The following is a 12,873-nucleotide window of genomic DNA, read 5'->3' on the forward strand; positions in this document are numbered from 1 at the left end:
CGACACGCCGCGGGTCCTGTCGCTGTCAGAAGGTCCTGTTCCGGGCCTACTCAGCCGACCTACCAGACAGTAGCCTCAACGCAGTTGCTCCTCCCGTGCACCGCCCTCACTGCTGGAGGCTCCATGCGCGTTTCCCTGTTCAGACCCGCCAGGCTCGCACTGGCGGCGGCGCTCGCCGCCACCGTCGCCCTGCTCGGCCTCTCCACCCCGGCATCGGCCGCGGGAGCCACCGCACCGCGCTACTACCTGGCGCTCGGTGACTCACTGGCCGCGGGATACCAGACCCTGCCGGGAGGCGGGCATGTCACCGGGCGCGGCTACGCCCAGGACATCGCCCGCACGCTCTCGGCGCGCGCCGCCCACGCGGGACGGCCCTTCGACTTCGTCGGGCTCGGGTGCCCGGGCGAGACCACCGGTTCCATGATCGACGGACCCTGCCCGTACCCTCATCCGTACACCGGCTCGCAGTTGGCCGAAGCCGAGCACTTCCTCCGGCTCCACCACGACGACCAGGTGGTGGTCACCCTGGACATCGGCGCCAACGACGTCGACGGCTGTCTGACGGACGGTAACGTCGATGTCGGGTGCGCCGTCTCGGGCGTCGGAAAGGTGGGCTCCGGCCTGGACACCATCCTGGACCGGCTCAAGAAGGCGGCCGGACCCCAGACCCGGATCGTCGGCATGAACCTCTACGATCCGTTCCTGGCAGCCTGGTTGACGGGCACTCAGGGCAGGACCGCAGCGACTCTCTCCGTACCGCTCGCCGACACGCTCAACACCACGATCGGGCTCGTCGACGCGGCCCACGGAGTCCCGACCGCCGATGTGGCATCGGCGTTCCGCACCAACTCCTTCCTCCCACTGGCACCACTGGACGGCAAACAGGTGCCGCTGAACGTGGCACGCATCCTGCAGTGGACGAACATGGCGCGCGGCGACATCCATGCCAACGACACCGGCTACCAGGTCATCGCTGACACCTTCCTGACGAAGATCTGAGCCACGGCGGCGGGCCCTGGCCCCGCGCGCGAGCTGTTCGCGCCCGTAGACAGTGGTGGTCCGGGCATCGGAGCACGGGCCGCCGCTGGAAGAGCGGCGGGGTGCAGGAGGCCAAGAGCTGTGCCGGGCTGCGTACTGGCGATCAGGTTCGGGCGAACAGGCGCTCCAGAACGACCGCTACGCCGTCGTCCTCGTTCGAGAGTGTCACCTCGTCCGCTGCGGCGATCAGTTCGGGGTGGGCGTTGGCCATGGCCACCCCGTATCCGCAACGGCGGAACATCGACAGGTCATTGGGCATGTCGCCGAACGCCACCATCCGCGCCGGGTCGTGTCCCCACACCTCGGCGGCCAGGGCGATTCCGGTGCCCTTGTCCACACCGTACGGTGCGAGCTCGACCGTGCCCGGGCCGGCCATCGTGACGGCGGCCAGGTCGCCCACGACGGTACGGGCGACGGCCGCCAACTCGTCGTCCGAGAGTGCCGGGTGACGTATGAGGACCTTGATGGCGGGCCTCGCCCATAGCTCCGGCCGTCGCCCGACCCGCAGGACCGGCAGAGCGGGGTGCGGCATCACGTATCCCGGCTCGGCGAGCGTACGGCCGTCGGCGCCGTCCTGGTCCACGGCGGCGAACACCGGCCCCGTCTCCGCCTCGATCTTGGCGAGCGCGGTGTCGGCCGACTCCCGGTCGAGGGTCACGGACCGCAGCATCAGCGCCGCCCCGGCGTCGTACAGCTGCGTCCCCTGCCCGCACACGACCGGCCCGCGGTACCCCAGGGCGGCGATCAGTCCCAGCGTGCCGGGGAGGGACCGGCCGGTGACGATCAGATGCCGGGCCCCGGCCGACGCGGCCAGGGCCAGTGCGGCGCGGGAACGGGGACTCACGGTGTCACCGCGACGCAGCAGGGTGCCGTCCAGATCGGTGGCGATGATGTCGAATGCGGGTGTGGTGGGCATGGCGTCAGCCTAAGAGGCTTCCTGTCATTGCTGGTCATGGAGGTGGCCGGGCGCGGGGGCCACGTAGCAGACCTGTCCGGCACAACCGGGGAGGCGACGTGTGGAGCTTCCATCTCCTCATACGTCAGCGGAGTTTGACGCTTCAAAGGCATTAGCCGCAGCAGGCCGGGCACACGCGGAGGCACGCCAGCAGCCGCTCGGCCGTCCGGCCACACAGGCGGCCCGGCATCAGAACGGGAGAGACCGTGACCCTGTACGAGAAGCCACTCACGCCGGCCGGCGCCGAAGAACCCGCCAGGGGAGAAGCCGGTCGCATGTTCCAGATGATCACCGGTTACTGGGTGACACAAGTGGTGTGCACGGCAGCGGAGTTGAACGTCGCCGATCACCTTGACTCCGGGCCTGTCAAGGCCGCGGAGCTGGCAAAGGCGGAGTCTCTCGATCCCGTGGCGGCCTTCCGTTTCTTACGGGCCTGCCAGGCCGTGTCTCTGGTGACGTGTGAGGACGGCGAGAACTTCGCGGCCACCCCGCTGCTGCGTACGCTCCGGACCGGTCGGGGGTCCCTTCGCGATCTCGCCCTGTGGGGTGGCATGACCTCCCACTGGCAGCCCTGGGGACGCCTGACCGAGGCGATACGCTCCGGTGAACCTCAGGCACCAGCGGTGATGGGACAGGACCTGTTCGGCTACTTCGCTGAACACCCGGAGGAGGGCGACCTGTTCACCGCCGCGATGACCGCGATGACAGACGGCGTTGCGGAGCACCTCGCCGATGTCATCGACGTCTGCGGAACGGAGACCGTCGTGGACGTCGGAGGAGCCGCGGGCGCTTTCGTACAGACCCTGATGACCCGGCATCCGGAACTGCGAGGGGCGGTGCTCGACCTGCCGCACGTCGCCGACGCCGCCGCGGCATCGGCGGCCCGCGCCGGTGTCGCCGACCGTTTCTGTTTCACGGGGGGCGACTTCTTCGACTCGGTTCCGGCCGGGGACGTCTACCTGCTGAAGTACGTCCTGCACGACTGGGACGACGAATCGGCCGTCCGTATCCTGCGGACCTGCTTGAGGTCCCTCAATCCCGGCGGTCGCATCCTGGTGGCAGAACTGGTGGTCGACACCGATGACGCCTCGGGTCTGCCGCCGTTGATGGACCTCAATATGCTGACGCTCTCCAACGGCGGACGGGAACGCAGCCGCTCCGAGTTCGAATCGCTTTTCCGCGCGGCGGGACTGCGTCTTGGCCGGGTGACGCCGTCCGCCTCCCTGATGTCCGTCGTGGAGGCCGTTCCGGCGTAGTCACATCCAGTCCCGGGGTGTGGGGCGCGCGGCCGTTCTCGCCGGGCCTTGTCGGGATGTCCACGGGACTGGTTCCGGCCCCGGACACGCGGTACGCCCGGATCACCACGCCGTACGCCCGGACCACGCGCTGCGGGAGTGCGCGGGCGCCGGGCGCGTGGCCGTGTTCAGCTTGCCGTCCAGTCGGCGTTCGCGCCGCACAGCACCACGCACGGCAGTTGTCCGGGCACCCGGCCGGCCAGCCAGGCGGCGAAGGACGCGGCAGCCGCGGGCTCGACCGCGATCCGGCACTCCTCCCACAGGCGGTCGCGGGCCTCCAGGATCTCCGCGTCGCTGACGAGCACCGACTCCACACCGTACGGAGCCACGATGCCGAACGGCACCTCACCGATCTGCGAAGCCCCCAGCGCGGACGAAGCGACCGAATCCACCGGGGAGTTCACCGGCTTCCCCGCCACGAGTGCATCGTGCAACGAGCGGCAGCCGTCCGGTTCGACCGCCACCACACGGCGTCCGCCCGCCGCGAGCGCCGTACCGGCGGTGAGCCCGCCGCCGCCCGCGGCGACGGCGAACGCGTCCGTCCCGGGAATATCGGCGACCACTTCAGCTGCCAGGGTTCCCTGCCCCGCGACGACCGCCGGGTCGTTGTACGGGTGGAGGAAGCGGAAGCCGGGCTCGGCCGCGGCCTTCTGCGCCGCCTCCGCTGCCTCGGCGAACGTGGCTCCGTGCCGCACCAGCAGGGCGCCGGCCTCCTCGATGCGCCGCGCCTTCGCCTCGGGTGCGGTCTCGGGGAGATAGACGGTCGCGGGGACACCGAGCAGCGCGGCAGCGGTGGCGACCGCGAGACCGTGATTGCCGCCGGAAGCGGCGACGACATGATCGTCCGAGGTCCGGTCCAGCATCGCGTTGACCGCTCCGCGCAGTTTGAACGAACCGCTGCGCTGCAGATACTCCAGCTTCAGGACGACACGGCGTCCGTCGATCTCCAGGTCCAGCAGGGGAGTACGGCGGACATGGGGGCGGATTCTGGCGGCGGCGGCCGCGACGTCGCCGGCCGAGAGCGTCTCGATCTGGTTCATGCTCCCCATCCTCGCCAGGCCGGGCCGCCGGAACCAAACAGGGTTGCCGTACCCGGGCTGCGGTGGCCGACGGGCGTGCTCATGCCGTGGCGGCGGGAGCACGGTCCGTCGCGAGTTTAACGGCCAGGGCGCCGAGTACGGTCCCCATGAGACAGCGCTGGACCCGCAGCCACACCGGGCGCCGTGCGAGAAAGACGGCGATGGTTCCCGCGGCCAGGGCGATGGCCAGGTTCACCGCGAGACTGACCGCGATCTGGATGCCGCCCAGTACGAACCCCTGGAGCAGGACATGCCCGGCGTGCAGATCGATGAACTGCGGGATGAGCGACAGGTACATGATGGCGATCTTCGGGTTCAGCAGATTCGTCACGAACCCCATGGTGAAGAGGCGCAGGGGGGAGTCGGGTGCCAGCTCCTGCGGGGCGAAGACCGACGTACCGCCGGGGCGCATGGCCTGCCAGGCGAGCCACCCCAGATAGGCGGCACCGGCGAGCTTCACCGTCAGATACAGCTCGGGGACGGCCAGGAACACGACGGAGAGGCCGAGGTTGGCCGCGCTGAGATAGACGAGAAAGCCGACTGCCACACCGGCCAGCGATATCACCCCGGCCCGGCGGCCCTGCGTGATGCTGCGGGAGACGAGATACATCATGTTGGGGCCGGGGGTGAGCACCATGCCGAGTGACACCGCTGCTACGCCGAGTACGGCGGATATACCGATCATGGGGCCATGGTCGGTGGAAACCGGGTTGAGCACCAGGCACTTCCGGGCGGTACGGCCCAGCGGTACCGGATGACATGAGACCGGGCCCCGCCCTCTGCCGGGACCCGGTCACCGGAACCGCCGTACGGATCAAGGCAGTTCGGGGCGGTGCGATCAGCCGCCCAGGATGTCCGCGAAGGCCAGCTGCCCCTGGGTCACACCGCTGCAGGTGGGCGAGGCGGCCGTGGTGACGGAACCACAGGACTGGTCACGGTTGACCGACCAGTACGACAGCCGTCCCACGCCGTTGCCTGCCGCCCAGCTCTTCACCGTGGAGGCATCGGCCGTCGAGAAGACAGACCCGTCGTCGTTCACGCCGATCATGGGCGTGATGCCGAGATTGGCGTAGGTGTACCCCGGGTCGACCGACTGCATCTGGCCGAGGGTGGCCTTCGCCGCGCTGATCGCGGCCTGCCCCATGTCCTGGGAGCCCTGGTAGTAGTCCATCGTCATGATGTTCACAACGTCGATCTTGACGCCCGCGTCCTTGGCGGCCTTGAGGATGTTGACGCCGTCGGCCGTGAGGCCGTTGGGCAGGACCGGCAGCGTGACGGAGAACGTCAGCCCCGGGTTCGCCGCCTTGAGGGTCTTCATGGCGCTCATGTTGCGTGCCGCCGCCGCGGTGTCGGCGATGGCCCCGCCCTCGATGTCGAAGTCGAGCGAGCTGGGCCCGTAGGAGTCGATGATCTTCTGGTACCCGGCATTGATCGCGCTCTGGTCCGTACAGCTCCAGGCGAGCGGCAGACCGGCGGCGCCGCCCGACGACACGATCACCGACGCACCCTCGGACTTGGCCTTGCTGATCAGCGGGTCGGTGTACGAGTCGTCGCCCACCGGCAGGGTGTCGCCCCAGATCTGGTTGCATCCGGAGCCGATGACGAATCCGGCCGTGAACGTCTTCACTCCGTGCTGGGTGATCGCGGTGTCCAGCAGCCCTTCCTGGGAGTTGGACATATCGGTGTACGGGGCGAAGCTCGCCGCCGCCTTGGGGCTGACCGGTGTCGCTGACGCGGGACCGGCGGTCAGAGCTGCTCCGGCTACGGCGATTCCGGCAGCCGCGAGAACGGCGCAGGTCCGCGAGGCGGAGATCGTTCGACGTGACGTGGTGGGGGGACGTCGACGCATGGTCCGGTCCTTTCGATGACAGTGGGGGACGTCATCAAGGTGCAGTGGGCCGGGGAAGCAAGGGGTCGGCCTGGGCGACAACTTGACGGCGTGCAGACATGAGATTGGACTAGACCAAGAGGGCTGTCAAGGTTGTGAACCGAAGTCACAGGGAGGGGTGGGGAGAGGTGCGGATGCGGGGCTTGACGTGGACGGTGTGGGTGAACTCCCTGTGTCGACGGGGCCTTTGACGGCCGATCGAGGGGGAGGGCGGCTGATTTCGCCGGGCGCGGGGCCGGGGGAGAGGGTGGAGGAATCCGGTGGCGGCTGCCGCGAGCCCGGCTGCCGAGCGCTGCTGGGTACTGTCGGGCGTGGTTGGGTGCGGTCGGGTGGTCGTACGGCTCGGTCGCCGGTCCGGGGCCTTGGTGGCGCCGAGGGCCTGGAGGCGCGGGCGCCGAGGGTTCTGGATCCGTGGTGCCAGTGCCACTGACCTGGGGCTGGGTGGGGGATGCGAGCCCCGGAGGGTTGGCAAATATCACACAGCGACATACCAACTTAATTCGGACATTTCATCCAAACTCTCCAAAGGGTGCTCCGCGGATACCCCTACGGTGGTTCTGATCCAGGGACGGGTATCCCAGGTCGGCTCGCACTGTCGCAGCCGGCCCCCGTCCGGCGACTCCCACCGCGGGCCACGCCCCGGGTTCCGGGCTGTCCACCGCAAGGCCCTCCTGCCGGGCGGAACACCACCGAAGCAGCGGTCGACCGGCCTTTTGGCCCGGTCGTGCGAGGTCGGACGCGACGGACCTCGGACCACCGCGGGAACAGGACGTACCTTCATGCACCGATCACGCATACCGACCTGCACGCGGCGCGGAATCGCCGCTTCGGTGGCAGCCGGAGTGCTGCTCACCCCCCTGGCCGGGGTAGGCGCGGCCTCGGCGAGCACCGCAGAGGCCCCGAAGGGTGCCACCGGCTCGGCCAGCGCCTCCGTAGGCGGCTCGAAGGTCGTCTGTACTTCGCAGAAGCCCGGTCTGGCCCCCGAGCTGTCGCACGACATCGCCGGCGCGCTCAAGGGCCGCAAGGACGCGTCGGCGCTGGCCGTCTACGACCGGAAGACCAGGACCAGCTGTGGATTCAAGGACAGCGCGCACTTCGACTCGGCGAGTGTGGTGAAGGTCACGGTGCTGGGGACGCTGCTGCGGGAGGCGGAGGAGTCGCACCGCAAGCTGACCGCGCGCGAGGTGAAACTGTCCACCGCGATGATCACGAAGTCCGACAACGACTCCACCTCCGCTCTCTGGCGCCAGCTCGGGGTGGCCCGCGTCAAGCACTTCCTCGGCCTCGCCAAGATGCGGCACACCGTCCCGGGTGCGGACGGCACGTGGGGCCTGACCCAGATCACCGCGGCCGACCAGCTCACCCTCATGAAGCTCCTCTCGACGAAGAATCCGGTGCTGAACGAGAGCTCACGTGGTTACGCCCTGGGGCTGATGGCCAAGGTCGAGGCGGACCAGAAGTGGGGGGTGCCCACAGGGGCGCCGGCGACCGCCGCGACGCATGTCAAGAACGGCTGGCTCTCCCGTGCGACCCACGGGTGGCGGGTGCACAGCGTCGGCTTCTTCACCGGGCATGGCCACGACTACGGCATGACGGTTCTCTCCAGCGGAAACAGCACGATGGGGTACGGCATCGACACTATCGAGGGCGCCTCCCATGTCATCCACCGCGATCTGAACAGCAAGGTCCGGGCGGCGGCGGGCCACTGAGCCGGGGCGCCTGAGCGGTGGCCCTTGAGCGGTTGCCCCTGAGCAGCGGCGCCTGAGCGGTGGCTCCGCTTCTCCTGAGCCGCGTTCGTGATCCGCTGATCCGCATGGCCCGGCCCCTTAGGTATGGTGTCGTTGATACCTGCTGTGCGGCGGGCCGGGCTATGCGGTACGAAGCAATCCGTATCCGAGGGCGAGTGATCATGGCGGACGAGCTGGGGCATCCGAGCCCTGAGGAAATGGACATCGGCAAGGTCCTGACGGCCCTTTCCGACCCGTTGCGCCGCCGTGTGGTGACGGAGCTGATCGCTGTCCCGGGTGAGCCGGAGCGTACCTGCGCCTCGTTCAACCTGCCGGTCTCGAAGTCGACTTGCACCCATCACTTCCGGGTGCTCCGCGAGTCGGGACTGGTGACCGACGTGGACTACGGCAACCGCCGTGGAGTGCGGCTCAGGCGGCTGGAGGTCGAGCAGCGCTTCCCCGGCCTGCTGGGTCTGCTGGCCCAGGAGGCCGGGGCTGCCCGTCCGGCTGCGTGACCTGGCGGCCCTCCCCTGAGAGACCGCGCCTTCCCCATGGAGGACCGCAGCTCTTCGCTCGTCGCGCTCCCCGCTGCCAAGGTCGCGCCCCGGCCCGCCCGTTCAGCGGCCGATGCTCCTCGGCGTGCGGCGGCGCAGCCACTCCCAGAACCTGCGGCGTGGGGGCCGGGCGATGATGTCCCCGCCGCGGGACCGCCCGGAGACATGCACGCGCAGGATGGTGGGGATGTCGGGGGTGGCGGCCGGCCGCATCTTGATGTCGCCGCTGCTGCGCTCCAGGCCGTCCACGTCGACCACGACGCCGGGCCGGGTCACCAGGATCAGATTGCCCCCGATCCGCAGGTCGACATCGATGTGCAGAGCACCGTGGGTGATCACCGCGTCGGTGAAGTCCAGCTTCGCATCGCCGAACATCAGCCGGATCTCCATGCGGAGGGGGACCAGCCAGCGACCGGTGCGGCTGACATCGCCGAAGCGCTGATCGATCCGGACCAGTTCCCTCGCCTGCGGGGGCATCGCGTCCGACGGCAAGTCGGCCGTCAGCTCGGCCAGTTGGTCGAGGGTGCGGGCCGACAGGGCTACGTCCAGGCGCTCGTCCAGCTCCGCTGCGGTGATCCGGCCGTCACCGGCGGCGACCTGCAGGATCTCGACCACCTGGTCCCGCTCACGGTCGGATGCCCGCAGACCGGGAGCGGTACTGCTCTTGGCGGAGTCGCCCGCCGGTCTCGGTTCACCCGTCATGCCCGCATTCTGGTGGACGGCCCGATGCCCTGCAACAGCGGTCAGTGAAGCGCGGTCCGGGCTCTCCGGCCAGGAGGCCCACCACGCCGGGGCCCCCAGTACGCCCGGGGCCGCCCAGTACGCCGGGGCCGCCCGGCAGGCCGAAGGCCCCGGCGGCCAACGGCCGGGGCTTCAGCGGAATCGGGGCCCGGGGGCCGGCACTACGGGACGATCCTCTGCTTGCGGAACTCGTCGAAGATGGAGAAGAACATCTGCTCGGTCTCCGCGTACTCGTGGAAACCGGCCCGACGTGACTTCGACGTGTCGGCGAACATGTCGTAGTCCAGTCCGAAGACGAAGTCGCCGAAGTTCCAGCAGGAGACCTCCTCATAGGAGTGGGTGAGACCGTACCTCGCCGACATCTCGTTCCAGAGCGCCTCCTTGTCCGCCATGACAGTGGTGAGAGACATCTGCAGGGGCGGGGCGACATCCATCTCGAAGTACGCGGCGATCTTGGGCCACATCTCCTCCCACCGGAACAGATCGCCGTTGGCGATGTTGAAGGCCTGGCCCTCACCGTTCGGATCGGTCGCCGCCCAGACCGTCGCCTTCGCGAGCAGGCCGGCGTCCGTCATCTCGAAGAGACCGGTATAGGCGCCGGTCTTTCCCGGGAACCGCAGGGGCAGCCCGAGTTCCTTGGAGATGGACGCGTACACGGCGATGACCAGGGCCAGGTTCATCGGGTTCCCGAGAGCGGCCCCGCCCACCATCGAGGGCCGGATCGCCGACCACGTCCAGGACTTCCCCCGGCTCCTGCCTTCCAGGAAGGACTGCTGGTCCACGTTGAACTCCGGGGGCATGTGCCCTGCGTCGCTCTCCCGGGCCGGTGTCTTGAACGGCCCCAGGTGTGCGCCGTAGACCTTGTACCCCTGCATCAGGCTGATGTGCCGCAGACCGGTCGCCGCCGGCTCGACCGCGTCGACGGAGTTCACCAGCATGGCGAGGTTGGGCGGTACCAGCTCGGCCCAGGTCGGCCGGTCCTGGAACGCCGCGTAGAAGATGTGTGTCACCTCGGTCAGTCCGCCCAGCTTTTCGCGGGCGTCTTCTGGGTCGAGCAGATCCACGGCGATATAGCGGATCCGTCCGGTGTCCGTGCCACCGCGCCGGGAAGCTCCGATGATCTCCCAGCCGTCGAGGCCGGCGAGGTGGTGGATGATGTCGCGGCCGACAACCCCGTTCGCCCCGATGACCAGGGCGACTCTGCGTTCCGGATTCATGGTCCTGCTCCTGAAGTTGACCGTGCACACCCGTTTGGTACGACTGAATTCGTACCTGTGCAGTGAATCACGCCTTCAGGTACGGCGCAAGCCGTACCTGCGGACAAGTGCCGTGCCAGTCAGCGCCGTTCGAGTCCGTGTCGAGGACCAGGGGTGTCCGGGGCAGGGAGGGCGAACACGACCTGTGCCCGTGTCGGCTGATCTAGAGTTCCCAGGTCAGTACCCGTCACTCGATGACCTGAGAAGGAAGCACGGATTATGCCGACTGAGACGTTCGAGTTTCAGGTGGAAGCGCGCCAGCTTCTGCAGATGATGATCCACTCGATCTACTCGAACAAGGACGTGTTCCTGCGTGAACTCGTCTCCAACGCCTCCGACGCGCTCGACAAACTTCGTATCGAAGCCCTGCGCGACGACTCCATCGGCGCCGATGTGTCGGATCTCCACATCGCCCTGGAGCCGGACGAGAAGGCTCGTACGCTCACCGTGCGCGACAACGGCATCGGTATGTCGCACGACGAAGTGGTCCAGCTCATCGGCACGATCGCGAACTCGGGCACCGCCAGGTTCCTGCAGGAGCTCAAGGAGAAGGAAGCGAAGGAAGCGGAGGGCTCCGCCGCTGCCGACGGGCTGATCGGCCAGTTCGGGGTCGGTTTCTACTCCAGCTTCATGGTGGCCGACGAGGTCACCCTGCTGACCCGTCGCGCGGGCGAGAGCCAGGGCACCCGCTGGGTGTCGACCGGTGAGGGTACGTACACCATCGAGACCGTGGATGACGCTCCGCAGGGCACCGCAGTCACCCTGCGGCTCAAGCCGGAGGACTCCGAGGACCGGCTGTACGACTACGCGTCGCCGTGGAAGATCCGGGAGATCGTCAAGCGCTACTCGGACTTCATCACCTGGCCCGTCCGGCTCGTCACCGACCCGGCGGCAGGCGACGCGGACAGCCCGGAGACGGCGGCAGCCGGTGAGGAGGGCGCCGAGGAGGCCGCCCCGGCCGGGCCCGAGACGCTGAACTCGATGAAGGCGCTCTGGGCACGCTCCCGTGACGAGGTCACGGACGACGAGTACCACGAGCTCTACAAGCACATCAGCCACGACTGGAACAGCCCCCTCGAAATCATCAGGCTGCAGGCCGAGGGGACCTTCGAGTACCAGGCGCTGCTGTTCATCCCGGCCCACGCTCCGCAGGACCTGTTCACGCAGGGCTACCAGCGCGGTATCCAGCTGTATGTGAAGCGCGTCTTCATCATGGACGACTGCGAAGCGCTGATGCCGCCGTATCTCCGCTTCGTCAAGGGCGTCGTCGACGCACAGGACCTGTCGCTCAACGTGTCGCGTGAGATCCTCCAGCAGGACCGGCAGATCCAGCTGATGCACCGGCGGCTGGCGAAGAAGGTGCTGTCGACCGTCAAGGACATGATGTCCGGCGAGCCGGAGCGCTACGCCACGTTCTGGCGGGAGTTCGGCCGTGTCCTCAAGGAAGGACTGCTGAGCGACTTCGAGAACCGGGACGCCATCCTCGGAGTCTCCTCGTTCGCCACCACCCACAGCGAGGACGAGCCGACCACCCTGCGCCAGTACGTGGAGCGCATGAAGGACGGCCAGGAGCACATCTTCTACCTCACGGGGGAGACCCGCCAGGCCATCGAGGGCTCCCCGCACATGGAGGCGTTCCGGGCCAAGGGCATCGAGGTGCTCCTGCTCACCGATCCCGTGGACGAGGTGTGGGTCGAGGCGGTCCCCGAGTTCGACGGCAAACAGCTGCGGTCCGTCGCCAAGGGCGAGGTCGACCTCGGCACCGAGGAGGAGAAGAAGGAGGCCGGCACCGAACGCGAGAAGCAGCAGCAGGAGTTCGAGTCCCTGCTGACCTGGATGACGGCGAAGCTGAGTGAGAACGTCAAGGAGGTACGCCTCTCCTCGCGCCTCACCGTCTCACCCGCGTGCATCGTCTCGGACACCCACGATGTGACGCCCGCGCTGGAGAACATGTACCGGGCCATGGGCCAGGAAGTCCCCCACATCAAGCGCATCCTGGAACTCAACCCGGGCCACCCGCTGGTCACCGGATTGCAGAAGGCGTACGCCGGGCGGACCGACGACACCGGCCTCGACAGCCTCGAAGAGGCGGCGGAGCTGCTGCACGGTATGGCGCTGCTGGCCGAGGGCGGCGAACTGACCGATCCGGCACGCTTCGTCAAGCTGCTGGCCGACCGTCTGGAGCGCACTCTCTAGCCGCACACCGGTGCCCGGTGCCGCGACTCCGGCCGCGGCACGGGGGCGCCGGGCGTGGGGTGGGGGCCGGGTGCGGGGGCCCCAGTGGTCGGGTAGGGTGCCGGGTGCGGGGGGGCGGGGGCGGGTGCGCCCGGTGCGGGCGGG

Annotated in this window: 11 protein-coding genes; 5 read left to right on the plus strand and 6 right to left on the minus strand. The window is 68.7% G+C overall.

Translation table 11 applies throughout. From position 1 onward, the window contains the following. The first annotated feature begins 123 nt into the window (after positions 1–123). On the plus strand, positions 124–999 hold the full coding sequence (locus ACFXBC_RS28270) for an SGNH/GDSL hydrolase family protein (RefSeq protein WP_385030423.1): 876 nt from the start codon (positions 124–126) through the stop codon (positions 997–999). Positions 1,000–1,141: 142 nt separating this feature from the next. On the opposite strand, the gene ACFXBC_RS28275 is transcribed toward ACFXBC_RS28270, so the two are convergent. Beyond that, positions 1,142–1,954, minus strand: coding sequence for an HAD family hydrolase (locus ACFXBC_RS28275; protein ID WP_385030426.1), 813 nt, complete (start codon positions 1,952–1,954; stop codon positions 1,142–1,144). A gap of 314 nt (positions 1,955–2,268) precedes the next feature. Between ACFXBC_RS28275 and ACFXBC_RS28280 the strand changes: the two genes are divergently transcribed. Beyond that, positions 2,269–3,249 carry a methyltransferase gene (locus ACFXBC_RS28280; protein ID WP_385030429.1) on the plus strand — a complete coding sequence of 327 codons (981 nt, stop codon included), beginning with the start codon at positions 2,269–2,271 and terminating at the stop codon, positions 3,247–3,249. Between the two features lie 167 nt (positions 3,250–3,416). On the opposite strand, the gene ACFXBC_RS28285 is transcribed toward ACFXBC_RS28280, so the two are convergent. From ACFXBC_RS28285 to ACFXBC_RS28295, 3 genes are all read right to left on the minus strand, one after another. Next, on the minus strand, positions 3,417–4,328 hold the full coding sequence (locus tag ACFXBC_RS28285; protein WP_385030432.1) for a serine/threonine dehydratase: 912 nt from the start codon (positions 4,326–4,328) through the stop codon (positions 3,417–3,419). Between the two features lie 79 nt (positions 4,329–4,407). Beyond that, positions 4,408–5,052 (minus strand): LysE family translocator, encoded by a 645-nt coding sequence (locus ACFXBC_RS28290; protein ID WP_385030435.1) that lies wholly within the window; start codon positions 5,050–5,052, stop codon positions 4,408–4,410. Between the two features lie 153 nt (positions 5,053–5,205). Beyond that, positions 5,206–6,216, minus strand: coding sequence for a chitinase (locus ACFXBC_RS28295; RefSeq protein ID WP_385030438.1), 1,011 nt, complete (start codon positions 6,214–6,216; stop codon positions 5,206–5,208). Between the two features lie 818 nt (positions 6,217–7,034). Here ACFXBC_RS28295 and ACFXBC_RS28300 point away from each other — a divergent pair. Both ACFXBC_RS28300 and ACFXBC_RS28305 read left to right on the plus strand, forming a co-directional pair. Then, positions 7,035–7,964, plus strand: a complete 930-nt coding sequence (locus tag ACFXBC_RS28300) for a serine hydrolase (RefSeq protein WP_385030441.1) — start codon at positions 7,035–7,037, stop codon at positions 7,962–7,964. A 200-nt stretch (positions 7,965–8,164) separates the two neighbouring features. After that, positions 8,165–8,497, plus strand: a complete 333-nt coding sequence (locus ACFXBC_RS28305) for an ArsR/SmtB family transcription factor (RefSeq protein WP_385030444.1) — start codon at positions 8,165–8,167, stop codon at positions 8,495–8,497. A 102-nt stretch (positions 8,498–8,599) separates the two neighbouring features. Here ACFXBC_RS28305 and ACFXBC_RS28310 read toward each other — a convergent pair whose 3' ends face one another. Both ACFXBC_RS28310 and ACFXBC_RS28315 read right to left on the minus strand, forming a co-directional pair. Further along, entirely contained in the window at positions 8,600–9,238 is a 639-nt protein-coding gene (locus tag ACFXBC_RS28310) for a DUF1707 domain-containing protein (RefSeq protein ID WP_385030447.1), read from the minus strand. A 200-nt stretch (positions 9,239–9,438) separates the two neighbouring features. Further along, entirely contained in the window at positions 9,439–10,494 is a 1,056-nt protein-coding gene (locus ACFXBC_RS28315; protein WP_385030450.1) for an SDR family oxidoreductase, read from the minus strand. A gap of 258 nt (positions 10,495–10,752) precedes the next feature. Between ACFXBC_RS28315 and htpG the strand changes: the two genes are divergently transcribed. Beyond that, complete coding sequence (gene htpG, locus ACFXBC_RS28320; RefSeq protein WP_385030453.1) at positions 10,753–12,729, plus strand: molecular chaperone HtpG; 1,977 nt, start codon at positions 10,753–10,755, stop codon at positions 12,727–12,729. Positions 12,730–12,873 lie beyond the last annotated feature (144 nt).

This window comes from Streptomyces sp. NPDC059398 (assembly GCF_042751845.1).
Classification (GTDB): domain Bacteria; phylum Actinomycetota; class Actinomycetes; order Streptomycetales; family Streptomycetaceae; genus Streptomyces.

What these genes read in the sequence shown, in the direction of transcription:
- ACFXBC_RS28270 (WP_385030423.1), top strand. Translation starts at nt 124, where the DNA reads ATGCGCGTTTCCCTGTTCAGACCCGCCAGGCTCGCACTGGCGGCGGCG.
- ACFXBC_RS28275 (WP_385030426.1), bottom strand. Translation starts at nt 1,954, where the DNA reads ATGCCCACCACACCCGCATTCGACATCATCGCCACCGATCTGGACGGC.
- ACFXBC_RS28280 (WP_385030429.1), top strand. Translation starts at nt 2,269, where the DNA reads ATGTTCCAGATGATCACCGGTTACTGGGTGACACAAGTGGTGTGCACG.
- ACFXBC_RS28285 (WP_385030432.1), bottom strand. Translation starts at nt 4,328, where the DNA reads ATGAACCAGATCGAGACGCTCTCGGCCGGCGACGTCGCGGCCGCCGCC.
- ACFXBC_RS28290 (WP_385030435.1), bottom strand. Translation starts at nt 5,052, where the DNA reads ATGATCGGTATATCCGCCGTACTCGGCGTAGCAGCGGTGTCACTCGGC.
- ACFXBC_RS28295 (WP_385030438.1), bottom strand. Translation starts at nt 6,216, where the DNA reads ATGCGTCGACGTCCCCCCACCACGTCACGTCGAACGATCTCCGCCTCG.
- ACFXBC_RS28300 (WP_385030441.1), top strand. Translation starts at nt 7,035, where the DNA reads ATGCACCGATCACGCATACCGACCTGCACGCGGCGCGGAATCGCCGCT.
- ACFXBC_RS28305 (WP_385030444.1), top strand. Translation starts at nt 8,165, where the DNA reads ATGGCGGACGAGCTGGGGCATCCGAGCCCTGAGGAAATGGACATCGGC.
- ACFXBC_RS28310 (WP_385030447.1), bottom strand. Translation starts at nt 9,238, where the DNA reads ATGACGGGTGAACCGAGACCGGCGGGCGACTCCGCCAAGAGCAGTACC.
- ACFXBC_RS28315 (WP_385030450.1), bottom strand. Translation starts at nt 10,494, where the DNA reads ATGAATCCGGAACGCAGAGTCGCCCTGGTCATCGGGGCGAACGGGGTT.
- htpG (WP_385030453.1), top strand. Translation starts at nt 10,753, where the DNA reads ATGCCGACTGAGACGTTCGAGTTTCAGGTGGAAGCGCGCCAGCTTCTG.